General features: G+C 55.3%; 21 protein-coding genes and 1 riboswitch. Of the genes, 6 read left to right on the plus strand and 15 right to left on the minus strand.

Going from position 1 to position 25,158, the window contains the following annotated elements; genetic code table 11:
• Positions 1-34: 34 nt before the first annotated feature.
• A complete protein-coding gene (locus GOB90_RS10550; RefSeq protein ID WP_146887561.1) occupies positions 35-1,210 on the minus strand; it encodes a low temperature requirement protein A in 1,176 nt (391 codons plus the stop codon).
• Between the two features lie 116 nt (positions 1,211-1,326).
• Complete coding sequence (locus GOB90_RS10555; RefSeq protein ID WP_146887564.1) at positions 1,327-2,100, minus strand: SDR family oxidoreductase; 774 nt, start codon at positions 2,098-2,100, stop codon at positions 1,327-1,329.
• Positions 2,101-2,254: 154 nt separating this feature from the next.
• Between GOB90_RS10555 and GOB90_RS10560 the strand changes: the two genes are divergently transcribed.
• Both GOB90_RS10560 and GOB90_RS10565 read left to right on the plus strand, forming a co-directional pair.
• Positions 2,255-3,163 (plus strand): LysR family transcriptional regulator, encoded by a 909-nt coding sequence (locus GOB90_RS10560; RefSeq protein WP_146887566.1) that lies wholly within the window; start codon positions 2,255-2,257, stop codon positions 3,161-3,163.
• Positions 3,164-3,396: 233 nt separating this feature from the next.
• Positions 3,397-4,182, plus strand: coding sequence for an alpha/beta fold hydrolase (locus GOB90_RS10565; protein WP_146887568.1), 786 nt, complete (start codon positions 3,397-3,399; stop codon positions 4,180-4,182).
• A 71-nt stretch (positions 4,183-4,253) separates the two neighbouring features.
• Here GOB90_RS10565 and GOB90_RS10570 read toward each other — a convergent pair whose 3' ends face one another.
• The 3 genes from GOB90_RS10570 to rplM all read right to left on the minus strand — a co-directional run bounded on the left by GOB90_RS10570 (position 4,254) and on the right by rplM (position 5,902).
• Positions 4,254-4,496, minus strand: coding sequence for a hypothetical protein (locus GOB90_RS10570; RefSeq protein ID WP_146887570.1), 243 nt, complete (start codon positions 4,494-4,496; stop codon positions 4,254-4,256).
• A 430-nt stretch (positions 4,497-4,926) separates the two neighbouring features.
• A complete protein-coding gene (gene rpsI / locus GOB90_RS10575; protein ID WP_146887573.1) occupies positions 4,927-5,418 on the minus strand; it encodes a 30S ribosomal protein S9 in 492 nt (163 codons plus the stop codon).
• 4 nt (positions 5,419-5,422) lie between these two features.
• Positions 5,423-5,902, minus strand: coding sequence for a 50S ribosomal protein L13 (rplM, locus tag GOB90_RS10580; RefSeq protein WP_146887575.1), 480 nt, complete (start codon positions 5,900-5,902; stop codon positions 5,423-5,425).
• A 292-nt stretch (positions 5,903-6,194) separates the two neighbouring features.
• Here rplM and GOB90_RS10585 point away from each other — a divergent pair, with 292 nt between their 5' ends.
• A complete protein-coding gene (locus GOB90_RS10585) occupies positions 6,195-7,772 on the plus strand; it encodes a 3-demethylubiquinone-9 3-methyltransferase (protein ID WP_146887577.1) in 1,578 nt (525 codons plus the stop codon).
• Complete coding sequence (locus GOB90_RS10590; RefSeq protein WP_146887580.1) at positions 7,769-8,674, plus strand: SDR family oxidoreductase; 906 nt, start codon at positions 7,769-7,771, stop codon at positions 8,672-8,674. Before GOB90_RS10585 ends, GOB90_RS10590 begins: the two co-directional genes overlap by 4 nt.
• 120 nt (positions 8,675-8,794) lie before the next feature.
• On the opposite strand, the gene GOB90_RS10595 is transcribed toward GOB90_RS10590, so the two are convergent.
• On the minus strand, positions 8,795-9,982 hold the full coding sequence (locus GOB90_RS10595; protein WP_146887583.1) for a lipase family protein: 1,188 nt from the start codon (positions 9,980-9,982) through the stop codon (positions 8,795-8,797).
• Positions 9,983-10,162: 180 nt separating this feature from the next.
• Here GOB90_RS10595 and GOB90_RS10600 point away from each other — a divergent pair, with 180 nt between their 5' ends.
• Positions 10,163-10,696, plus strand: a complete 534-nt coding sequence (locus tag GOB90_RS10600) for a TetR-like C-terminal domain-containing protein (RefSeq protein ID WP_146887674.1) — start codon at positions 10,163-10,165, stop codon at positions 10,694-10,696.
• Between the two features lie 115 nt (positions 10,697-10,811).
• Here GOB90_RS10600 and GOB90_RS10605 read toward each other — a convergent pair whose 3' ends face one another.
• From GOB90_RS10605 to GOB90_RS10615, 3 genes are all read right to left on the minus strand, one after another.
• Positions 10,812-11,558 carry a methylenetetrahydrofolate reductase gene (locus GOB90_RS10605; RefSeq protein WP_146887585.1) on the minus strand — a complete coding sequence of 249 codons (747 nt, stop codon included), beginning with the start codon at positions 11,556-11,558 and terminating at the stop codon, positions 10,812-10,814.
• 86 nt (positions 11,559-11,644) lie between these two features.
• Positions 11,645-11,893 carry a hypothetical protein gene (locus GOB90_RS10610; protein WP_146887587.1) on the minus strand — a complete coding sequence of 83 codons (249 nt, stop codon included), beginning with the start codon at positions 11,891-11,893 and terminating at the stop codon, positions 11,645-11,647.
• Positions 11,894-12,060: 167 nt separating this feature from the next.
• Positions 12,061-14,490, minus strand: coding sequence for a TonB-dependent receptor (locus tag GOB90_RS10615; RefSeq protein ID WP_146887589.1), 2,430 nt, complete (start codon positions 14,488-14,490; stop codon positions 12,061-12,063).
• Positions 14,491-15,742: 1,252 nt separating this feature from the next.
• Here GOB90_RS10615 and acs point away from each other — a divergent pair.
• Complete coding sequence (acs, locus tag GOB90_RS10620; RefSeq protein ID WP_261765950.1) at positions 15,743-17,659, plus strand: acetate--CoA ligase; 1,917 nt, start codon at positions 15,743-15,745, stop codon at positions 17,657-17,659.
• 38 nt (positions 17,660-17,697) lie between these two features.
• Here acs and GOB90_RS10625 read toward each other — a convergent pair whose 3' ends face one another.
• The 6 genes from GOB90_RS10625 to GOB90_RS10650 all read right to left on the minus strand — a co-directional run bounded on the left by GOB90_RS10625 (position 17,698) and on the right by GOB90_RS10650 (position 25,157).
• Positions 17,698-18,018: a hypothetical protein gene (locus GOB90_RS10625; protein ID WP_173572045.1), complete on the minus strand. Its 321-nt coding sequence runs from the start codon at positions 18,016-18,018 to the stop codon at positions 17,698-17,700.
• Between the two features lie 560 nt (positions 18,019-18,578).
• The gene (locus GOB90_RS10630) at positions 18,579-19,361 is read right to left on the minus strand and encodes an ABC transporter ATP-binding protein (protein ID WP_146887595.1); all 783 of its coding nucleotides are present in this window, start codon (positions 19,359-19,361) and stop codon (positions 18,579-18,581) included.
• A complete protein-coding gene (locus tag GOB90_RS10635; protein ID WP_146887598.1) occupies positions 19,358-20,362 on the minus strand; it encodes a FecCD family ABC transporter permease in 1,005 nt (334 codons plus the stop codon). Before GOB90_RS10635 ends, GOB90_RS10630 begins: the two co-directional genes overlap by 4 nt.
• Positions 20,359-21,180 (minus strand): ABC transporter substrate-binding protein, encoded by an 822-nt coding sequence (locus GOB90_RS10640; protein ID WP_146887600.1) that lies wholly within the window; start codon positions 21,178-21,180, stop codon positions 20,359-20,361. The genes GOB90_RS10635 and GOB90_RS10640 overlap by 4 nt, the downstream gene beginning before the upstream one ends.
• 172 nt (positions 21,181-21,352) lie before the next feature.
• Positions 21,353-23,494: a TonB-dependent receptor plug domain-containing protein gene (locus GOB90_RS10645; protein WP_146887602.1), complete on the minus strand. Its 2,142-nt coding sequence runs from the start codon at positions 23,492-23,494 to the stop codon at positions 21,353-21,355.
• A 115-nt stretch (positions 23,495-23,609) separates the two neighbouring features.
• Positions 23,610-23,831: riboswitch (cobalamin riboswitch) on the minus strand.
• Positions 23,832-23,861: 30 nt separating this feature from the next.
• Positions 23,862-25,157 carry a hypothetical protein gene (locus GOB90_RS10650; protein WP_146887604.1) on the minus strand — a complete coding sequence of 432 codons (1,296 nt, stop codon included), beginning with the start codon at positions 25,155-25,157 and terminating at the stop codon, positions 23,862-23,864.
• Position 25,158 lies beyond the last annotated feature (1 nt).

A 25,158-nucleotide genomic window follows, 5' to 3' on the forward strand; every position in this document is an offset into this window, starting at 1 on the left:
TACGGCAGCGATATTTCCATTTCGGCCAGCACCATCAAACCAGACCGCGCTCGGGACCCGCCTTTTCTCCGGCTCCGACCAGAAGCAGAGCAAGTGTCACGAGTCCTGCCAGCGCCAGCATCGGCAGAAATCTGCCGGCAAAGCCGACAGCCAGCACAGCCGCCGCGCCAGAAACATGAGACCAAGGAAAGCGGCCACCCGCGACACGTTTATAGACGGCCGTACCCAGCAGATAGATGACCGGGCCTCCGATCATAACCGCGGCATGAGATCCTTCCGCATGTTCCATCGGGTTTTCCAGAAGCAGATCGGTTCCGACAGCCGTGATAATAATCCCGCTGATCAGCACTGCATGAATGTAATGGAAATACGCCCCCATCCGCCCGGTATCGTCCGAACGGGTAATTGCATGTTCGGCCTCTTTCAAAGAAGTTCCGAAATACAGCCACCACATGGCAATCGAGCAGAGAAAGCTGACCAGAAACGCAAGTAGTGCCGGCGGCGTCCACAGCTCCCTCTCCGCCATCGACAGGCCGGATGCCATGATCGTTTCGCCCAGCGCGACAATCGTGAAAAGCTGACAGCGCTCAACGAGATGCGCGCCGTCGATCGTCCAGTCCCGCGTCCGCGACCGGCCGAGACCGGGCAGCGCGAATCCGAACATCGGCGAAATATATTCGCACAGAACAGCAACGATCCAGAATGGCAGACGCCAGACCGGACTGACGAGCCCGCCTGCAATCCAGAAACATCCGGCAATGCTTACCCAGCCCAGAATACGACGATAATTCGGAGCCAGCGGATGAGATGACGGAAGTTGCCACACAATAAAAGCAGAACGTCCGGCCTGCATTCCCACATAACACAGAGCAAAAGCGAGGCCACGCTCTCCCCATGCTTCCGGCACGGCCGCACCAACAAGCAACGCGAGAGCCATCGTCGAGAAAATCAGGCCACGTATCGCCGGTGTGCGTGGATCAAACCAGTTCGTCACCCATGCCGCATACTGCCAGCCAAGCCAGGCCGCGAACCAGAGGACTGCCGTCTGCAAAACCCCCATAAGTGTCAGGTGATGCAGCAATCCGTGGCTGATCTGGGTAATAGCGAACACATAGACCAGATCGAAGAAAAGCTCCTCGTTGGTCACCGGGGCATGTCCGCCATCACGTCGGCGCAGTAACGGATGAAACCCGATTTTGTCTCTGCTCATGCGTGCTCCGGCAAAAAGCCGGCCCGCGACAATCGTGGGCCGGCCTGCGATCCTATAATCAAAGGCGCTGCATTTTAACCCGCACGGGACAAAACAACCTCTGGCATGCTCAATGGTTACTTCGTTGTGTAACCGCCATTCACCAGAATTGTCTGTCCGGTCATCCACCAGCCATCCGAAACCATGAAGCGAATATAGGAGACAATATCCTCAATATCGGTCAGCCCCGTCTTGCTGAACGCTGACAGAGCGGCCGCAGATTTGTGATACGCCACCGCTTCGGGCGCTTCCTGGCCATAGAAAAACGGAGTGTCCATCGGTCCCGGCCCGATTGCATTAACCGAAATCCCCCGGTCGCCAAATTCTTTCGACGCTGCCCGCGTAAAGTGCTCAACAGGCGATTTGGAGCCAGCATAGGTCGAATAAAACGGCGTATAGGCTCCCAGAAGCGATGTGACGACTGTCACGATCTTGCCCCTGTCATTCAGGTTTCTGCCCGCTTCCTTGATAAAGAAATAGGCTGCCTTGGTATTGATGGCGAACATGCTGTCAAATTCTTCCTCGGTCGTATCGAGGATTGGCTTCTTCAGCACCTTGCCGACCGTATTGATGGCAATATCCGGTTTGCCGATCGCGGCAATCGTGTCCGCAAACAGCTTCGCATTCGCCGCAGCCGAGCTCAGGTCTCCCTGTAACGCCACAGCTTTAAGACCTTTTCCGGTCAGTTCCGCTACCAGTTTATCCGCCGCTGCCTTGGTCGCATCGCCGTGATGATGAATCGCGATTCCCGCTGCCCCATATTCAGCAAGTTCACGAGCGATAAGCGCTCCGAGATTCTTCGCTCCACCGGTGATGAGCACCGTTTTACCCTTGATACTATGATCAGACATCTCCGGTTCCCTTTCGCATTTCAGGCAGCTCTTTACCCGCCGACCTTATTTATAAAAGGTATCTTATCGTTCGAAGTTTCACGATAAATCTGCTATTAACGGACAACACCTGTCAGAATTTCCGAACAATCAGCGAAAACAGGGAGGAGCAGCCATGGACCGCATCGACCTGTTCCGCATCTTCGTTCGCGTCGTTGAAACAGGAGGTTTTTCCCGTGCCGCAGCCTCCCTCAATATGCCGCGCTCCAGCGTTTCCACCGCTATTCAGGAACTGGAATCACGTCTCGGCACACGTCTTCTCGCCCGCACCACGCGCTCTGTAGCAGCCACTCCGGATGGCCGCGCTTTCTACGATCACGCGACACGTCTGATTGCGGATATTGAAGACACGGAAAGCCTGTTTCGTCGCGACAGGACCTCACCCCGGGGAACGCTTCGTGTGGATATGCCCGGTCGGATCGGACGCCTGATCGTCGCCCCGGCCCTACCCGCATTCCTTTCACACTATCCCGAAATCGATATCGAGCTCGGCGTGACCGACCGCACCGTCAACCTGATCGAAGATGGCGTCGATTGCGTCGTGCGCGTTGGCCCGCTTCAGGATTCTACTCTGATCGCACGAAAGATCGGCATGCTTGATCTGATCAATGTTGCCAGCCCGACCTATCTGTCCGGACATGGGGTTCCGGCCACGCCACAGGATCTGGCACATCACCAGGCCGTCCGCTATGTGTCACCGTCGAACGGACGTATTGAAGACTGGGAGTGGTCAGAGGGGGGGCGGCTCCATACGCTTCAGATGTCCGGTCGCGTGACCGTCAGCAGCGCCGAAGCCCTGATTGCCTGCACACTTGCAGGCCTTGGTCTGATCCAGATTCCTGCTTTCGACGTAGCCACTTATCTGGACACAGGCACTCTGGTTGAAGTTTTGCCGGCTTACCGAGCAGACCCTGTTGCCATGACACTGCTGTATCCACACCGACGACACCTTTCGCCGCGCCTGCAGGTTTTTGCCGACTGGCTGTCTGTCCTGCTGACTGACCGAACGGGTTCAGCAGAATAAAAGTCATCGGAACACTGCCGGAGCCGGCACGTGCGACAATACAGACGCACCTTTGCGCGTCACAGAATCTGTCCGTGCCATAAAGGAACTTATTATTTCTCCGGTTAAAATAATGTCACATCAGGCATACCTGACCACGGAGCACCTCCCGGTTTTATGATGCAGTCGCACCAGCCATCAGACGGTATAATTCTGATGACGACCTGCCATCTGACAAAGGGTTACGAAACGTCGTGCTGCTGAATGTGACTGAACGCGGACCTGAGATGCCTGCAAACAACCGGCCACCGGTCGTGTTCCTCCACGGCCTGTTCGGAAGAGGACGAAATTTCGGTTTCTTCCAGCGCAGCCTCTCCACAACCTGGCGAACCCTGGCTCTGGATCTCCGAAATCACGGCGACAGTCCTCACGGTCCGATGGATTATCCTACCCTGGCAGCGGATGTGCGTGAGACGCTGGCCGCGCATAATGCCCTGCCCGCCATTGTCATTGGCCACTCCATGGGTGGTAAAACCGCCATGATGCTGGCGCTCACTTCCCCGAATGATGTTCATGCGCTGATGATCGCGGATATCGCCCCCGGTGAGGGAGGCCTTGCTCACACTCAGGATATCGCGGAGGGACTGATCAGGTTACCAATGCCCGCAACGCTGGATCTTTCGGGAGCTGACAAGTGGCTTTCACAGGTCATCAAAGATAAAAGCGTTCGGGATCTGATGGCTCAGAATCTGGAACTCGGCGATCATCCGTGCTGGCGCATCGGTCTGTCGGAAATCCATGATGCGCTGAAAGCAATCGTAGACTGGCCCGCGATACCGGAGGGCGTTCGGTACGATGGTCCGACGCTATTTGTCGCTGGCAGTGAATCAGATTATATCCGCCCGGTAAACTACCCTGAAATGCGCAGATTGTTTCCGCACTACCGTCTGGATGTAATCGAAGGCGCCGGGCACTGGCTTCATGCACAGAAGCCTCGGAAATTTCTTACTATTATCGAGACATTTATCAATAGCGTTTAATAATCTCTGATTTTATCAGATGCAGTGACTGCGGCCTTTGAAGAGTTTTTAGCCTGGCAAACAATTTTTTGCTATCCCCTTACCCGGCGAATACGCTGCACCGCCAGGCTGATCGCTCCACAAAGCACCGTATCAGAAGCCGTGCAGTTTTCCGCAGCATTTTCCTGAATGGCCTCCAGATAATCACCGGAACTTGTGCTGTTCAGATGCTTTAGCAAAAACATTCGCAGAGCCGTATCCCCCGTGAATTTCTGCGAAAGCGCCATGAAATCATCCCAGTGCATACCAAGCAGCATTTCCGTTTTGTCGGACATAATTTCTGCTGTCGCACTATCCTCACACGGCCTGTATGCCCGATACCAGGCCAGATACTGCTGCCATCCAGTAACCGCATCCGCCACACCGTTTGCCTGTTCGGATTTCACACCTGAGCACGCGCCCGACCTCGCCGATGCCGCAGGACAACTGAACACGACTGCGATGCAGACGATACCCGACATAAACAGGGAGCTAACGGAAACAGGAAACCAGCTGCCACCTTTCATCCGCAAGTTCTCCCGTCTGTTCCATCCACCGGAAAACATACGGGTCGCAGGAAACATAATCCACGGCACGGGGATGAATATCTGTGATGCCTTTTCCCTGGCGGCTTCCGGCACATCGAAACAGACCAAAAAAAGCCACCGACCCGAAGGCCGGCGGCTTTTCTGTAACCCGGTTCCCGAAGGAACTGTCGGACCAGATTCAGCGCTTGCTGAACTGGAACGAACGACGAGCCTTGGCCCTGCCATATTTCTTACGCTCGACCTGACGGGAGTCACGGGTCAGGAACCCGGCTGCCTTCAGGATGCTGCGCAGACCTGGCTCATAATGCGTCAACGCGCGGCTGATGCCGTGACGAACCGCACCGGCCTGTCCGGACAGGCCGCCGCCCGTCACCGTGCAGACGACATCGAACTGATTGTAGCGATCAGCAACCAGGAAAGGCTGCGTCAGCAGCATGCGCAGAACCGGACGGGCAAAATAGGTGCCGATCGGACGACCGTTCACTGAGATCTCGCCTTTACCAGGCTTGATCCACACGCGGGCAACAGATTCTTTACGACGACCCGTCGCATAGGAGCGGCCCTGCGCATCGCGCTTAACTTCGTAAACAGGTGCTTCCGGAGCCAGAGTGGCCGGAGCAACGTCTTTCAGGTCAGCAAGTGTGCCTGTGCGTTCCAGAGTCTCGGACATGGTTTCAGACCCCACTCTTCGCGATGGCGGTGTTTTTACGATTCAGAGCCGCAACATCCAGTTTCACCGGAGCCTGCCCGTCATGCGGGTGAGCCGGGCCGGCATAAACATGCAGGTTACGCATCTGCGCACGCTGCAAAGGGCCGCGCGTGATCATACGCTCAATGGCTTTCTCAACCACTTCACTCGGGTTTTTACCTTCGAGGCGCTGACTGATCGTGCGCGTCTTAATGCCACCCGGATAGCCGGTATGGTAATGGAACAGCTTCTGGCCGACCTTGTTACCGGTAAGTTTAATCTTCTCCGCGTTGACGATGACGACATGGTCACCGCAATCAACATGCGGAGTGAACTGTGGCTTATGCTTGCCGCGGAGACGCTGAGCGACAATGGTGGCGAGACGACCCAGAACGAGGCCTTCGGCGTCGATCAGGATCCAGTTCTTCGTCACCTCCGCCGGTTTAAGCGAGAGAGTGGTCTTCATTGGTCTTATATCCGTCCGGAAATCTTGAGCGGTTTGAGTGGCGCCTTAATGCTCATCCGTACACGCCGCGTCAAGCTGAATCGCACACTGAAGACGCTCTTTCGACGTTTTTCTCTGTTTTTTCTAATGTTTTCACTGCGGTAACATATTACCGCAACCATAAATTCACGTTTCCCTGACAGCGGCTGTCGCTTTCGAATCCTGCTGAGAATACAGACACGGACAGGTGCTCCCCGGCACGGTTCCTGTTAGAAAGAGCAGGAACCCGCTGACCTGAAAGACCTTTGCCCTTATGACCAGCCGCCGCAGTTTTCTGACCGTCGCCATTCTCTCTGCCACTGCCCTGGCTGGTCTCGGCGGCGCCGGCTGGATCTGGATGCACCGGCAGGCCAATACCGAACTGACGATGGAACTGGATCAGATCCGCAGTCAGTTGCCCCCCGGCACGGAACTGACATGGGGGCGAGCTGTCGCCATGCCTGTCAGCCATGGCGCACGGCTGACGGATGTGACTCTCAAGAAGCCTGATGGCACAATAACCGCTGCGGCGCTGGAACTGGTTGGCGCTCACCAGAAACCCGCCTCTGTGGACAATCCCGGCAGCCAGCTGCTGCAGTTCGACCATGTTCTCGCGCACACAATGCGTATTATAGTGGAAAAAGGCGTCATAGATATCCGTAGACTGGCTCTGGACGGGCTCACTCTGCCGACAGAATCGAACAGGCTGCCGGAACTCGTGATCGATCACGGCGAGCTGGCTGGCCTGACGTTACATTCCGCAGACGGAAAAGTATCTCTCACCCTGGACAACGCCGCGCTTGACCAGTTCGGAACCGGGCGGGCGTCCCGGCTTGTTCTGGGTCACTTTGCCGCAAACCACGACGTTCATCCGCTTCTGACCCTCTCCGTTGAACGCTTTTCCTCGGACGGTGACGATCTGGCGTCAGAATTCATCGCTTATCTGAACGGCCAGCATGTGCCGCCACGTGACGGCACGCAGAGCACCCATATCGAAAATCTCCTGGCAAAAGGCGAAGCAGGCCAGCCCGGTAAAGTGATGCAACCCATCGTCGGCATCGAGCGCCTGACCAGTTTCAGCAACACCACGGACCAGAAAAGCCATGTTGCTGTCAGTCTCACACATTTTCGCCTCTGGCCGACTGCCCCGCGCACGGCGATCCTTAAAACCCTCGGCTACGCACGACTGGACGCCTCGGTCGTCATAAACGCCATGATGGATTACAGTGCCGGTGTGACGCACATTTCACAGTTCGACATGAACGCCCCGACTTTCGGTCGCTTCGACCTTTCCGGCGATTTTATCAATGTCAACGGATCGACTGCCGACGCATTGACCGGACGCATGACACCGCCTGATGTCAGCCATCTCGATCTGAGCTGGCGTGACGACGGCCTCGTTTCTCATTTTCTGCAAAACGCCGCACTGGGTCAGGGCATGGACCCGGACGCCTATGTGCCGCTGCTGCAACGCTCACTCGCGCCACAGGGAAGCGCGCCGGACAGTATCGGCGCCCAGCTCGCAAATTATATCGCCAGCCCCGGCGCCGGTCCTCTCACCGCCATCGTCGCCCCGCAACAGCAATTACCCTTCGGAGCCGTCGTCGCGGCTCTCGCCACGGCGACCCGACCTGGCACAGCGGATGCAATCGGTCTCACCATCCAGGCGGCCTCAGCAGCAAAAGCAACGCCGGACAACGCACCGGATCCGGATATGACGACCGATGAACCTGTTGATCCCAATATTCTGAAAACACCGCCACCAGGTAAGCTTCCCCCCGTCACAGAACCAGCAGGCACAGCCCCCGTGACGCCCCCGGCAGTTCCAGCACCCACCGCGCCACGCCCGTGACGCCTTGCAGCATTCATGTGATCGGCGCTGGCGGCCGTTCCGGCGCCGCTCTCTGCCGTACGCTTCTTGTGCAGGGCAATAACATCATCCCTCTGATCCGGAACCCCGAACGCTATCGGACCGGTCTCGCCGGCGTCGGCCTGTCTCCTGGGGAACATATGGCGGGTGGGGGCTCTTTGCGGAAACCCCGCATCGTTGATCTTACCGGTCCGGCAAACACGCTGAAAGCCGCTCTGACCGATGCTGCCATCGTTGTCTGCACAGCCCATGCCCGGAATATCCCGGCAATACTCAACGCTGCGCCGCCAGAAGCCCGGATCGTCGCTCTCGGCAGCACCCGCAAATTCACCCGCTGGCCGGATGCGCACGGCAATGGCGTACTCCAGGGCGAGCAGGCTCTGCTCACTTCGGGACGTAATGGTGTCATCCTGCATCCGACTATGATTTACGGCGCGGCGGGCGAAAACAATGTGCAGCGCCTCGCCGCCCTGCTGAAATATCTTCCCCTCATCCCGCTGCCGGACGGTGGTCGCGCTCTGGTTCAGCCCATTTATCAGAATGACGTAACAGCCAGCCTTGTCGCCGCCATCAATAAAAACTGGACCGGTCCGCACAGTCTGGTCATCGCCGGAGCCGCTCCTGTGAATTATCGCGGGTTCGTTCACCTTGTTGCGCGTGCTGCCGGGCTAACAGTCCGACCAGTCATCTCTGTTCCGGCCGCACCGCTGATCGCAGCCGCTGCCCTGACGCGCCTGGCTCCCGGACTGCCCGATATCGGCCCCGCCGAAATTCGGCGGCTGCTGGAAGATAAAGCCTTTGATATCGGACCAATGGTCAGAACTCTTGGTGTCGTGCCCGTTTCGCTGGAAACCGGTCTCGCGCATCTCTTCGGAAAAAATTGATGTAAGACAGGCTGTGACAGGTTCACCGGAAACGGGCCATTGGCACAGCCTGTCGTCAGGATGTCTCTTACAGATTCGAAGCGATGGTGAAGCGAAATCAGCCCTGAGCCGCAGCTTTCGTTATTGTGGCTGTGGCGCACACTGCGCGGCAACAGGCTGTCCGGCCATCACAGCCTCCGTAAACGCGGCAGAATCCGGCAATGACGCATTGACTGTCTGGGAATGATCCAGACCTTTATAGATGTGAGCCTGCACAACAGTACCCGCAGCACAGGCGGCTTTCACCAGTCCAAGCTGGAGAGGGGGCGGTACATCCCTGTCAGCCGATCCCGTTCCGACAAACAATGGCTGAGCCAGCTTCAGGGTGGGATATTTCATATCCGTCAGCGCCTGGCCGAGCGCTTTCGCATAACCGGGCTGAAGTGTGTTACTGAAAGTCAGGCCATCCTCTTTCACTTTGTCCGTCATCGGCCCGACACATAGCCGGGAGGCCGCGCGATACGCAGACATTGCCTTCGGTGTGAAACCGGCCTCCGGACGGAAACCGGAATCGCGACCTGCCAGCGACGCTCCGAGATACAGCGTGTAAACAACAACAGGATTATAGCCAGCCCCGTTATCCGGCATCTTCAGAAGCGCCTGCATAATTTCCGGAGTAATATAAGGCACCCCGGTCGCTACTGTTCCGCGTATATCCAGATCCGGCGCATATTCCGGCGCGAAAGCGGCCGAAGCAAAGGCAGCTCCGCCTCCCTGCGACTGCCCCACAATCATCACCCGGTTCTTCAGACCCGGGACCGAGGCCAGAGCCGCCCGGACCGCATCGAGTACATTATAAGCTTCAGCCCGGGTATCCAGATAAGGATGCGCGCCAGGCGTGCCGAGCCCCTGATAATCCGTCGCGACGATAGCGAAACCACGCTCCATCCAGGCGGACAGATACAGGCGATTTCGCTCGGTATAAGGATTGAGTGAAGGGGTACAGCTGCTATTAAGTCCGACAGTCCCATGAGCCCACGCCACAACGGGCCACCCGCCGGCGGGTGGCTCACCCGGCGGCAGAATCACCTCCGCCGTCACGGGGACAAGACCTTTTCCTGTAACCCCATTGGTGGACAGATATCTGATCCGCAGCGCTTTCCCCGCATCCGGCAGACTGAAACTATCAGGCAGAGGTTCTGAACTGAGCAACGTGCCCGGACGGGAATTATCCGCTCGTGGCGCGGCACCGACCTGCGTCGTGATGGCAAGAAGGCACAGCCCTGCTGCAATCACACCGGCAGTCTTACGTGAAAAAGACGCGCGCACTGCATTTCCTTTTCAAAATATCAGACTGCACAGCCTGAAATGCTTTCCAAAAAACTTTACATCGTAAAGAATGAACCGGCACAAAAGCGTTCGTCAAGTGAAAATTACAATGTAAAGTTTGACGGGAGGAGAAATGTGACGGCGAAAACCGGAACCAGGAAAACCTATCATCATGGAGATATGCAGGCTGCTCTTTTGCGCTCAGCCCGAACTCTGCTGGAGAAGGAAGGCATCACAGCTCTCCGCCTGCGCGCCATCACCCGTCATGCAGGTGTCTCACCTATGGCAGCCATGCCCCATTTCGGTAACCTCACAGGTCTGCTCAGCACCTTAGCCGCTATCGGCTATGAGGAACTCGCTGATACGATGGAGCCTGTTATCACGCAGGATCATCACGCAATCGGAATGGCCTATGTGAACTTCGCCATTACCAGGCCCGGTCTCTTTACTCTCATGTTCCGCAGCGATGCTATCGACCGCAATCATCCCCGCCTCTCCGCTGCGCAGAACCGCACATCGGCAATGCTTACTCAGGTCGCCGAAACCTCCGGCCAGACTCAGGGGCCGCACACGCACACAGGCCTGAAAGCTGCCCTGTGGGGGAAAGTTCATGGTCTCGCTGTACTTGCCATCGACGGTCTTCTGGCTCCGTTGCTTCAGGACGAAACTTCATCCGAAACATTCGCAGAACTGATCAGTGATGCTCTCCGCTGATGTCTTACGCGCCGGGAACATAACGCTCCTTCGGCTTCCTGAGCCGACACTTTCTGGCAGACCACAAAATGCTGCCTCGCTTTGTTTCAACTGTCAGGCAAAGCAAGGGGCCATTCTATCCCGTCAGCACGCGCGCGAGCGGCCCCAGATAGCTAGCCAGCTTCACTCTCACCGGCATCAGATAGACATTCCCGCCATCATCACGAATATCCCGAATGGATGTCTCAGCGAACGCAATGTTCGCCTCCAGCGTCGGCTCAAAATTCCGTGGGAACACGACATGATTGGTTGTTTCCCAGTACGAACGTGATTTAGGGCCTATGACCGGAGAGAAACCCCAGAACACCTGCTCATCGCGCAGCCAGTCCCGGCACATATCCAGCATCCGGCTGTCAAAAACAGGCTGTGTAAAAAACCCGCGCGCCCCCGCATCTTTCTTGCGATCAACATCTTCAAGCTCACGATAAGGCGCGCGCCGATAAGGATCAAAGGCGGCATAAACACTCAGGTGTGGCGCCTCTCGCCGATATCGCCGGATAATAGTCTCTGATGTGTTCGGAAAGGTCCGGTGGTTCAGATCAGTCGGCGGATCACCCTGCACAACAAGAATTTCAGTCAGATCCGGCATTCCGACACCCGGAAGCGGTTTGCCCGGATCAATATCAATCGCTCGTATATGCGGAATCACGGAACCGAACCGTCCGGAAATCTGCGCAGCCGCGTCCCAGCTTCGCAAATCAAAGCGCATCAGGTCAGGAATATTGATCGTGCTGATCCCGGGCACACAAGCACGCAGATCTTCCACTTCACGCTCAAGAGTTTCCGGATCTCGGGCAACCAGCTCTATGGAAACTCTATTCATAGCACTTTATATCGCAATAATACGGCCATATGACTGGCTTACCGCACAGACCGCACGAATAAAATCCCTCGTGCCTGAATTGTTTTTCAGGTCAGGGCGTCATCCGGCGTCGCACCAGGCAGTCTGCCAAACAATCGTCGGACCGGGCCGGACGCGATAGCACCCTTTCTGACCTGCGCGAAAGCAGCAGGCCGGATACGAATCACTTTCGCCGAAGCGGGCAGATGGCGCATGACTGGTCTGTCAGAATCATCGTGACCAGACGAAGACGTGTGATCACGTCCAAGATGCTGTTGCCAGGCCATAAGCTGCAGATACATAATGACGCCGGACATATCCCCTTCTCCTGTTCGCACGGTTGTAAACGTTACAACGTGTGACAGACACGAAAGGTTCCGCTGTCCGCTGCCGGTCAGATGATATCTGAATAAGCATCGTGGAGCATCATTCCGGGTAAACTTTCGTTCGCCCGGCCCAGAATCCCTCTTTCTGTCAGAAACACTCAGAACGACGTGGAAATTGTCCCCGTCATATTAAAGCGCGGCATGACATAAAACTGCGCTCCTGTTCCTGCCGACGACATAGTGCCGTTCAGCAACATCGTGGGATACAGATTCGTCGCAATACCTTTTGGCATGGTGCGCTCAATCGAACCTGTAATGTTATTGAAATTCAGACGAAACGTCGGAGATTTCACAAAACCGAATGGTCTGAAATGATAACCGATCGCAATACTGTCAGACACAAAACCAGGCATCCGTTCATCACCTACCATCGTGACTGACTGCGAGCTGATATATTTGATCCCGACATTCCCAAAAAAATGGCTGTCATCATAAGCCAGATTAAACGACGCTGACACCTTCGGTGCCATGACAGCCTGCTTTCCTTTGGTGTGCATGTAAGTGTTAACCGTCTGACCTGCCGCATTTTCGTAGGAATACGGGACATTTGAATCCATGTGAGCATCAAGATACTCGAAGCCGAAAAACGGCGCCCAGTGATGCCACGGATGCGTGCTGAACTGCAGATCGAAACCACGCGCCGTCTGGTTACCGGCATTGATCAGACCCGTCTCATTAGCACCGATATAAGTGGTCAGCAGACGATTGGTGATTGCATAGTTAAAGAACGACAGATCAGCAATAATGATCGGTCCGTTATAGCGGTACCCGATTTCTTCCTTGATAGAGTATTGATTTTTCTGCAACTGACCTGTGCTGTTGCCTACAAGGCTGGTCGGATCAGGCTGCCTGAAATCCCCTTCAGCATTCACATAAATCTGATGATGATCGTTAAACCGATAAGCAATCGACAAATGGGGCAGTGGCGCCGTGCTGTTTTCGCTCAGACGGCTTTTACCACTGCTACCGCCACTCCCTGTATTAAAGGAAGTTTTTTCCCAGTAATTTGTCATTGCATATTTAAAACCGGCATCAACAACAAGTTTATTATTCAGATATTTTGCTGTATCGCCGATGAAGAGCGAATGAATCTCGTAACCACCATCAATAGTTGTGTTCGCAGGCAGAAGAGAACCATTCGCCCCGACAGTAAATAAACGATAAGCCTGAGCGTTCGGGCTCGGGTTCGCACCATTCGCCATAGTCAGACTGGTCGGAAGACTAAAAACCGAATCGTTGTTTTCATACCAGTAGCCGACAAAGAAATGATTATGGCGATCAATGTCGACGCCAACTTTCGCTGTCACACCGACGATCGTATCGGCATTCTGCTGATAATAGGATGTCAGCTGAGATCCGGCTGCAACAGGGTTTCCCTGATAGTTGACATATTCTCCTGCGGCGGCTGTCCCACCGTCGGCGCCATCCCACCCACGTCCGAGATTGAAATAAGGATTCAAGTCAAACGTCACACGCCTGGAAATCACGATATGTTGCGGCGCGGACAGAAAAATCTGATTCCAGTGATCGATATTATTCCGCCAGTAATTCCCGTTTTTCGGATCGGCGCTGCGCCCGTAGCCGTTCCCTGTATGCTTATAGTCGTAGAATTCAGAAGCTGTCGGATAATTATCGATTGTGAAGTCTTCATAATTCCATGACAGAAACAGATTATTCTGGCTTCCGTTGTCCCAGTTCTTCTGTAAGCCGTAATCAATATGATGCATGTCATTACTGCCGGCGCCCATCCATGAACGCGCGTGAGAATGACCATATGAGAGATAGCTGCTAACGCCCGTATTACCGATCTCGCCGCTCTCAAGCCGGATAAATTCGCGAGACAGATTGTTCGTACCGTAAGAGAAATCCATCATCCCGCCGGCTTTCGCTTCCGGCGTGTGAGTCCGCTCATCCATCACACCCGCCGCCGCGGAAGTTGTCGGCAGATCGACCGAAGAACTGCCCGGAGTCACCGTCACGGATTCCACATCCTCCGACATCGCCGTCTCGTTCAGATAGTTGGCATTGGTCGTGGGCGCACCGTTCAGCATCAGTCCCATATCAAGATCGGTAAGACTACGGATCTCGATGGCGCCGCCCTGCATACCCGAGCTGTCCGGGCTGACGGCGTTCAGGCTGGGCGAAAGCTTCACCAGATCAAGCACCGTGCTCGTCGGGCTTTGCATGTTGATATAAGCTTTGGAAATCGTCTGGACATTATGCGGTGCTGTCTCCACCCGCATCATTCCGCCTCCGCCTTCACGCGCATGGCGCGAGACCTGAACTGTAACGTCTTCACTCGTCTTCGCCTCTACATGATCCGGATGGCGCCGGACAGCCGACGGCATTCCCTTCGCCGGGACATTTTTAGCAGAGGCAAGCGCTGGATGATGACCAAAACGATGCGGGCTTTTCGTCGCCGGGGCGGCAGAAGCTGAGGATGCCGCCCAGGCAAGCCCAGCCACACAGGCCAGACCGGAGGAACATTTCAGCACTGACCGGGCACAGATCCGCCGGCGACGAACCATCTTTATACCAACCATAAACCCCCCAGGGAGCGTGATGCTCGAATACCTGCATCATCCCCGGAACCATCCCCCCTCAGAAACGTTCCGGGTCAGAAATACAACCCGTAAATAAGCCTTACACAACGCCCGGGTCCGGATCAATCCGACTGAAAAACATTTGTTGCAAATCGATAAGGCGCTGTTGCATTTTAGCGTCAGTACTCCGCACGGCCTTCGACAGAGCCATATGATCAGGTAACACGTCCGACTTCTTCTCCACCTGCATCAATCTGTAATCCCCAGGATTACCCGACGTCAGCCATCCAGTGCTGACGCGCGCCCGAGCCTGAAGCCGTCATTCTCTGATCCGTCAGATCAAAGTCGCGCCATATGAGCCAAAATCCGACGCGTGCGTGACAGAACAGCCCCGGCGCCATAGTCACGCTTCGCAAATGATCAAAATATATATCCCCGCATGATCAACTGTGCTGGCCATGTTCAGAAACACGGCGTCACCTGTTATGCGTGACAACCGGATCTGCTGTTGCCCTTGAGTTGAAAACGCGCGGAATATTTAACTGATAGCATAGTTAGCTGAGAAACCCCGGATTCAACCATGCCGCATTGTGGATCTTCAGATTAATAAAGCAAAACGGAAACCGCTCGAATTATGATCACTACAATACCGAAACCTGTAACATGCTTTCACCCGAAGCTGACGCAGCAACTATCCGTCTCCGGTTGCATGCGTCCTGCCCGCACGATTTGACCTCTTCGTAATATTTTTAGAAGTGCTTATTTCATCAGATTAATCTGTCATATTCACAGCTGATTTTTAAAATAAGGAGCAATAATCGCGCAGATTTACGAAACCATGTTCATCTTGAAAAAAAACTGATATCCGTCGTAAAACTGCTCCCGGCATAATCCGGATTTGTCTCCTCCTTTTTGCCGTATCTGCTACGTCAACCCTCAAAGATCCGGGCGCACTGCGTACTACAATACGAAGAGGCTAAGGCATGCCAGGCTGATGCCGTGGCGCGATCTTACGTTAGAATATAAAGCTTTCAATGAGGGAGCATTGTGGAAACGTTTCTTTCCACATCGGGTAAAGAATGCTCTACAGATAAGGGGTTGACGCGGCAGAAAAAGCAATAAAACCGACCGCGCGCAGCCAGCGAAAAGACAAAGGCGATCAGATGGTCGCCTCATTTGCGTCAGGAGAACAAATCTGGTGACCGACATTCCGGACCGTCCGGCCATCCGCACCCTCATTGATGTCGATCCGGCCAAAGCACAACAGGTCGCGGTCCTGCGCGCCCAGGCGGCTTCCGATCCCGAAAGCTTCTGGCTGGATCAGGCTCGGCGAATAGAGTGGGCCACCTTCCCCACAACAGCGTCCAACGCAACCTTTGATGGCGATGTCTCCATCCGCTGGTTCGAGGACGGCGTCCTCAACGCCTCCGTCAGTTGCCTCGACCGGCATCTCTCCACACGCGGCGATGAAGCCGCTCTGATCTGGCAGGCGGACGACACCGCCGTCTCCCGCACTCTGACATTCCGGGACCTGCATGCGGAAGTCTGCCGCCTTGCCAACGCACTTCGCAGCCTTGGCGTGAAACGTGGCGACCGTGTCGCCATCCACCTTCCCATGGTCGTGGAAGGCATTGCCTCTATGCTTGCCTGCGCCCGCATCGGTGCCGTGCATGTCGTCCTGTTTGGTGGCTTTTCGCCAGAAGGCATCGCCGAACGCCTGATCGACAGTGGGGCCGTCACCGTCATCACCTGTGATACCAGCCGCCGTGGCGCCAAACGAATCCAGCATAAAACAAGCATTGATGCCGCGCTGAAACAGGCAGGCACCATCTGCTCCGTACGGAACATCATCGTCGTCACGGTCACAGGCGACACCATACCAATGACTGAAGGACGCGACCACCGCTACGACGTTCTCGTCCCGCAGCAATCCCCGGCCTGTGAACCGGAAAAGATGCGCGCCGAGGACATACTCTTCCTGCTCTACACCTCCGGCAGCACCGGCAAACCGAAAGCCATGGTCCACACCACCGGCGGCTACATGGTCTGGGCTGCCTGCACCACGGACTGGGCGCTTTCGCTGAAACCGCAGGATGTCCACTGGTGCACTGCTGATATTGCCTGGATCACCGGTCACACCTACGTCGTCTACGGTCCGTTTGCCACCGGCGCTACAACCGTAATTTACGAAGGCATGCTCGGCTGGCCACAACCTGGCCGCTGGTGGGAGATCATTGACCGCTATCAGGTTGCCTGCCTTTATACCGCCCCCACCGCCATCCGTGCCCTGATCCGCGAAGGCGATGCCGTCCCGGAACGGTATTCGCTGGCGTCCCTGCGTCGCCTGGCCTGCGCCGGCGAACCCATCAGTCCGGACGCCTGGGAATGGTTCTATAATGTTGTCGGCCATCAACGCTGTCCTGTTGCCGATATGTGGTGGCAGACAGAAACCGGCGGTGGCATGCTCTGCCTGATCCCCGACGCCCAGCCCATGAAGCCCGGATGGGCCACCACTCCCCTGCCCGGCCTGAACGCTGTTCTCACAACCGAAAAAGGCGAAACCATTCCGGACGGTCCCGCCGAAGGTGCTTTATGCTTCACCACCTCATGGCCTGGTCAGGCCCGGACAATATGGGATGACCACAAGAGGTTTCGCGAAACCTGTTTCACTTTCAGTCCTGGAAAATACTTTGCCGGAGACGGCGCCCGTCGCGATGAAAACGGTTACTACATGATCACAGGTCGCATGGACGACGTGATTAACGTCTCCGGTCACCGCATCGGCACTGCCGAAATCGAGGATGCCGTCGCCACCTGCCACGCCATCTCCGAAGCTGCTGCTGTCGGCATAAACCACGATCTGAAAGGCCAGGGGATCGTTGTATTTGTCGTAGCGCGCAGCAGCAAAACCGCCCCGTCAGTTGCTTTACTATCCGGCATTATCGCTGACCGTGTCGGTCGTTACGCAGCGCCCGAACTTATCTATATTGTGAGTGACATCCCGAAAACGCGATCAGGAAAAATCGTCCGCCGGGTACTACGAAAAATAGCATCCGGAGAAACAGAAAATCTTGGCGACCTGTCTTCTCTTGCCGATCCTGCGGTAGTACCGGCTCTGATTAAAGCCGTCACAGAACAAAATGCCGACACATGACGGCACACTTGGAGTCTGCCATACAATGTTTCTGTTTGTTACGCCACTCTTAACGTCTTCTCAACGGCTAAAATGAGAAAATAGGGATGTTCCAGCAACAGGAGTAATCCCATGTCGTCTTCCATCTCCGGCCTTTCCGGTACATCATCAGTATCCAGCCTGTTCGATTCGTCGTCCGCAAGCTCATCTTCTTCTTCGAGCAGTTCTTCTGCCTCTTCCACAGACACAACAACGCAGACGATCAACAGCAATGGCACCATTACAATTACCGTGACAGATGCTTCTGGTAACGTCGTCTCGACAACGACAGAAGGCAGCCCAAGCACCGCCAGCAACGCGGACGACGGTTCACTCGACACCTTTGCTTAACCGTTCCCGGGCCAGGTATTGCTGCCTGACCCGCATTCACCATATAATATTCACAGATAATCAGAGAATATTATATAGATGATCTCCAAGTTTTCATCGTGATTACAATGCAACCAAATCCAAATTTTGCTTGACAACTCTAAATAATAACCAACACAATCACAATAAAAATTACTTACCATGAGAAAATAAATAATTATATTTTTTAACTGTGCTAAATAATTTGTTTTTGTATTTATATAATTAGGATATCAATTACTAAACAACAAAAATATTATTTACAATCACTAGTTAATGTAAATAATTACAAATCTACGCTTATGCAAATTTATTGAGTTGCAGATCAATTAACAACCATCAGAAATTCACAGCATATCCGGGCAGAGTTCAACGAACACCCAGCTTTCAGGCATGAATTCACTTAAGCCCGACAGTCTTATTCACTACCCTGATATTTATAGGCATAGTCAGCGTCCACTTCAGGTAGTCTGTCTGCCCGAAACAGGATAACAATCCAAAAAATCAGATTCATTTCTGTTCCCATCTTCAATTACCGGATCGCGTCCCCGTCAGTACGTAACAGGCTCCAGGGGATAACTGCCCCGTCAAGCCGTCTCACATCCACATTGTAAACAGCGCGCATTGCCGCATCAGTCATGATGTCTGCCGGTATCCCGCATCCAACAATGCGTCCTTCGTCCAGCAAAACGACCCGATCACAAAAGCGGGCCGCAAGCGTCAGGTCATGCAGAACAACCATCACGCCCGTTCCCTTACGCGCCAGATCACGAAACAGGGTCATCACGGACAGAGCGTGAGCAGGATCGAGCGCCGCAATCGGCTCGTCTGCAATCAGGTATGGAGTCTCTGACGCCAGTGCCCGAGCCAGCAAGACACGCGCCAGTTCCCCGCCAGAGAGCGCGGAAGCGGGACGATTCTTCAGCATTTCCGTGCCTGTTTCGGCCATCGCACGAAGAATAGCAGCCCGATTCGCCAGATCACAGCCGAATGGCAAGCGTCCAAGAGAAATCAGATCATATACAGACATGGGCGGCGGCCTGCCTCCATTCTGAGGCACAAAGGCAATATGTCGGGCACGCCGGTTTGGTGAGATCGCGGCAAAAGCCACATTATCCAGTGTAACGCGCCCGGTATCAGGCAGCCGAAGACCCGCCATTACACGCAGAAACGTACTCTTTCCCGCGCCGTTCGGTCCGATCAGCCCCAGCACTTCACCTTTCCGCGCTTCCAGCGAAACATCTTTTAATACATCCAGCTTACCAAGGCGGACACATATCCCCGAAGCACGTAGCGCACCTGTCTCCCGACTCATACCCCCGTCCGCCTTAGTCGGATAACCCGCCAGAAAAAGAGCGGCGCTCCGCCAACCGCCGTCAGAACACCGACGTGCAGTTCGGAACTGGTGGGAATCACGCGCGCAAGTTCATCTGCCAACAGGAGCAAAACTGCTCCACCGAGAAATGATGGAACCAGCAGCCGGGCAGGACGGTGTCCCGTAAAAGGGCGCAGCAGATGCGGCACCACCAGGCCAATAAATCCAATTGCTCCGGATACCGCGACACTGGACCCCACGGCCAGCGCAGCCCCGACAACGACCCGACTCTGCACTCCAAACAGTCCATCAAGCCGAAATCCCAGACTCTCCGCCACGTCTTCGCCGAGCGTCAGCGCATCCAGCGTCCGGGCCGTGGAAAACATCAGCCCGCAGCCGGCAACAATCCCCGGCAGACACAGCCAGACATGCGTCATCGTACGATCTGCCAGAGACCCCATAAGCCAGTGCATAATTTCAAAGGATGCATAAGGACTCGAAACCAGATTTAGCGTCAGCGAGGTCATGGCAGCGAAGAAACTGGTCAATGCAGCCCCGGCAAGCAACAGCGCCATCGTTCCGCCCTGTCCGGCCAGCCCCAGCAGCAACACAACAGCCAGCAACGCCCCGGCAAGCCCCCCTGCGGGCAGCGCAAGACCGATACCAGCCGAAAGCCCTGTATAAAACACCACCACCGCACCGAGCGCCGCACCGCCGGAAACGCCGAGCAACGCCGGATCGGCAAGCGGATTTCGCAGATATCCCTGCAGAACGGCGCCGCACAGTCCGAGTGTGCCACCGATCAGAACCGCAAGCAGAGCCCGCGGCAGACGAAGCTGTCCAAGAATGATCGCTCCGACAGAATGACGTCCATCAAGCAGATCTCTGAAAGCTGCCGGAATATCAAGAGATGATTCTCCCCAGAACAAAGCGGCAACAAACAGTGCAGCCAGCCCCGAGGACAGGACCAGAATCAGACGAAAATCCGGATGACGAATCACTGGCCTGCCTTCAGCGCCTGACGTGCGCGCACAAGTGCAACAAGCGCATCAAGTGTTTGAGGCAGGCCGCACAGCCAGCGGGCCGCCGGAATAACCAGACGATGAGGTCCTTCGAACGTACTTCGCAAAGCCGGATTATCGAGCATGGATCTGGCAAGAGAAACGTCCGCACCGGCGGGGTCGGACACCAGCAGATCCGGATGCGCCGCGATCAGGATCTCCAGCGGTACGCTCCGCGTATATCCATTACCCTGCGTGGCAGTGAAATTCCTGAACCCTGCATGACGAAGCACATCGTCAGGAAGCGATCCCTTGCCAGTGATATAACCGTTCTCCGTATAGATTGCAGCAACCGGTGCATCGCTCCTAACCGGTAAGGACAGGCTGGCGAGCCGCTCATTAAACACCTGGATTACGGCTTCCCCACGCGCGGAAGCGCCGAGCAGTTCCGCCATACGTCTGATTTGATCCGGAATTTCAGAAAGGCTGTTCACAGGCGGAAATTTTACCACGCGCACGCCAACGGACTGCGTGGCAAACGAAGCTGTCGTCGTCGTATAATCTCCCCCAAGAACCAGATCGGCTCTTTGCGTCAGGAGTGTCTCCGTTCCCGAATGTATTACAGGAAAACGTTTTGCTTCCTGACAAAGAACCGAAACGGAACAGTCACGTGCCAGCGACGTTATGCCGGCAACCTGCTCCGGTTCTGCGAGCATCATCAGCAACTGATCCGTGCAGAGATTGAGGGAGATCACCCGTGAGGGCGCTTTTGCCTGCAGACCAGAAGAAAACAGTCCACAGATCAGAAAAAGAAGCATGAGAGCAGAAAAACTTCTGATCAGAAAAGAAAATAGCGGACATCTGCCAGACGGGAACCACAGATTTCCGCACCTTGGTCTGTGCAACATAACGGTATCCCGAGCCCCGCGATCTCTGGCGGGTCTCAGCCAGATGCCCTGAACAGTCATGGACAAACGCATCACCGTTTTGTCAGTAAGTCAGCGTAAACCCGGCGTAACCACTTCGTCCGGGCTGAAGATAGCCTATCGCCTGTTCATACTGACGATTCAGCAGATTATCGGCGCGAGCGAAAACAGAAACATACCGGTTAATTTTATAATTCGCAGCAATGTCGATCGTGAAATATCCGTGTCCCTTCGCACAGATGCTGCATGTTTCATAGCCGACGACCGGGAGATCCCGCCAGCCGCTCGTGTAAAGAATATTCCCTGAAAATGTCAGATCGCGGACAGGGGTCCATGTCGTGTTGAAATTGAATTTATGTTGCGGACGACGCTGTAAAACCGCACCGCTCTCTTCATCCCGCGCATGCGTCCAAGTGTAATTCAGATTAAACTCCAGCGTCTCCAGAGCTTTCCAGTTCAGAAACGCCTCCACACCGTACATGCGGGCCTTCGCAACATTAGCCGACGAATAGATATAGTTGCCGGAGGAGTCGATCGCGAGAGTGGAATCGATCAGGTTTTTCACCCGGTTATCATACCAGGTCGCTCCGAAATTCAGATGATTATGCAAAAGCTTCTGCTCAATACCGGCATCATAGCCAATGAGCTTCTCCGCTTTCAGATTCGGGTTCCCCAGCTCCGCATATCCGGACCCGACCTGCTTCGCAAACAGCTGATAAAGCGAAGGGCCATGAAACCCCGAACCCGCACTGGCCTTTATAATCGTTCCTGTTCCCGGAACATGGATTGCCGGCGCCACACGCCAGGTCACATGATTACCATACCGCGAATTCGCATCGTAACGGACGTTCGCCGCACCATAGAGAATTTTGTTCCAGTTTCCCTGATACTGTCCGTATCCGGCCGTCGTATCCATGCTGGCGGAATTATTATAACCCGGATCCCAGGAAGCACTCGAGGTGTGACTCGTGTTGAACGTATCATGAAAATGTTCGGCGCCAATCAGCACAGAACCATACTGTTTCAAATTGAACGTGCCGTGCCAGTCAATTTTCAGACGATCTGATCTGTAATAATCCGGATCAGGGTTGAGTGCACTCCCGTAATCCGTTCCCGTTTCTGTCCAGCGATTGCGCGTCGTCATATATCCAAGGCCGATTACCTGATCGAAAAATCCACCACCAGACACCAGATGCGCCGTTCCACGCACAATCGCCTCGTTCTTATTATTCTGCTCTCTGACATTCGAGTCACCGTATTCGTTCTCGCTCTGGAGATCATAAACCGAATACGTGTGGTAATTGCTCTGAATCAGCCGCGTCGTCAGGCCAAGATCAAAATTATTCGTTACATCGTAACCCAGACGGATATTGGCCGTCCGGTTGTCATTACGATTGTTTTTACGCCGCTGCTCTCTGTCAGCATCGTAATATCTCTCGACATAACGGGGGATACTGTTGAACCCGTCCATCCGATAATGCGACAGTTCAACATTATAATGAAACCGCCCCGCACTGCCCCGCGCGCCCAGCACCTGATTGAACGTGCCGTATTCACCACCCTCGATCCGGACAAATGGCGTAAACCGCCCCTGCCCCTGGGCTGTCGTGATATCAATCACACCTGCCATTGCGTCCGCGCCGTAAAGACCACTCTGCGGTCCGCGCAGGATCTCGATCCGTCCCATTCCGTCCGTCGCGAACTGCGCGGGGTCAAACGCATTATTGGTCGCACTGCCGTCATTGATATCCATGCCGTCCAGCCGGACTTTGACTTCGTTCGCATTCGTACCACGCATAATAATGGATGTCGTGGCACCCGGCCCACCGGACTGCACCACATTCATCCCGACCTGACGCTCCAGAATATCCGTCAACGCACGCCGCTGCTGCGTCTGGATCTGCTGTTCGGTAATGATCGTCATGCTGGTGCCGATCTCATCCACCGAAGTCGGGTGCCGCGCAGCACTGACACTGATCTGCTCGGGGAGGCCTGTATTGCCCACAATTACCGTTGTCTTCGACTTTGTACCCTGCGACAGACCGCTCTGGATTTTACCCGCCTGTAATTTTCCTGTCTGCGCAACAACCTGTCGCGACTGCTTCTTTATACCCGCTTCCTGAACAGAAACATCGGCACGGGCTTCATGCAGTCCCATGACAGGAAGAATGGTCGAAGCAATCAGAAGTTTACGAAAAACAGACATGGCATTCGGGTCTCGCGGTCACGTTAGTTGCCACAAGAGCGCGCAATCTCCGGCCAGAGAAACAAAGAAGCCAAAAGACATTGCCCGTCGGAACACCCCGTCCAACGCTTCCTGGTCGCAACCAATATCGACGGCAGGTTTCCTGGCTTACGATCTGTCTCCGCGCATAGCCTTCCCGGGAACAGTGCTTATCCCAGTGGCCCCGGACCATCATGTCCGGCGTTACGTCGGTGTATCGCTTACAGTTGCGGGGACAGCTGCAGCTTCAGACGTCTCCGTCTGTTCTGCATTCCCTTTTGACCCCGCATCGCGGGGCACCGTCAAAACGGCTTATCTCTATTTCGAGTGGTTGCTGTCAAGGAACAGATCAGAGGTGCTGCCAGGGTTGCAGCCCAACAGATGCGTCCCGACGTTTACGCCGCTCCGTCGGACGCTCATCGGCCGGCGGGGGCAACATCGCAAGATAGTCACTCAGCAGCGATGATGGCTGTGAGCTGTCCACCAGAGACTCCGCCGTTCGCATCCGCTCCACCAGCGACAACCCCAGATGAGTATCTTCCAGAAAATAAGCCGCCATCCGTTCAGGGCCTGCCCGGTAATCCGCCGGACGGGAGAGAGCGCCTCCGATCGTCGCAAGATTACGCAGCCGCCGATTACCGCGCTCAAATGCCACCATCAGAGAATCCGGCCAGGATGAACGCGGCCAGCTGACCAGCAGATCCTCTGCGGTGACAAGATCGAATTGCAAACGGCTGGCCCGTGCCGCAGCTGTTTTCAGCTTCGCAGCCGCAAGCATATGAACAGAACAGCGGTTCGCGAAATTCACCAGCGAGAGAACAGTGGCCAGATCCGGCACATCAAGCCAGAGCGTGGTCCGTCGTGTTTTACGCGAAAGCGCGACCTCTCCCTGAAGCTCTCTCACAACCGTCTCGCACCGCGCTTCAAAAAGCGGAAAAATCTCAGCCAGCGCATCGTCGCAAACGCCGACATAGCGTCCTTTTTCCGCAAATGACAAAGCAACAGCACGGGCAGCCGGCAGAACAACGTCGATTTCGTTACGTGACGCCAGCAGGAGCGGCATCGCAAATGCCCAGGCCGTCAGTCCGGCACGAGCAATCCGGGTCAGCGTCGTTAACAGTTCATCCCGGTCGACAACAGTCGGCACCGGACTGCTTCCTCTGGGAAGCAGTAGCGAAGCCTCCGCAAAAATGACCGCCAGCGACGGCAGCAAACCACAGATCTCACTGGTTTTCATTCCCGCCGTATCCGCCATTTCCTCCAGAACAGGAGCCGGCACCGGGCGTGACAGCACATCCGCAGCGCGAGCCCGGAGCAGCTCACCGGCACGCTGCACAGGATCAGCCCATTCCGGTTCGGCAAGAGGATCGCGGTCTGGAAGCGTGCCACCGTCACCCGATGCAATGAGCCGCATGACCAGATCGGCATCCGGGCAGCAATCGAGAATCCAGATCGTCAGCGGTGTGGTCAGTGTATCAGGGATATGCGCCCTCGCTTCTTTTAGCGAACCGCGCCATTGCGTCGTGGGGACAATAAGCGGCCAGAGTGGCCGGAACAGCAGATCGACAGGCGCCGTGCCCGGACCTGCGACAGAGATAGCCCGATCAGAATCCGAAACGTCGGTGAGAAATGATGCAGAAAGCACG

Source organism: Acetobacter oeni, assembly GCF_011516825.1.
GTDB classification, from domain to species: domain Bacteria; phylum Pseudomonadota; class Alphaproteobacteria; order Acetobacterales; family Acetobacteraceae; genus Acetobacter; species Acetobacter oeni.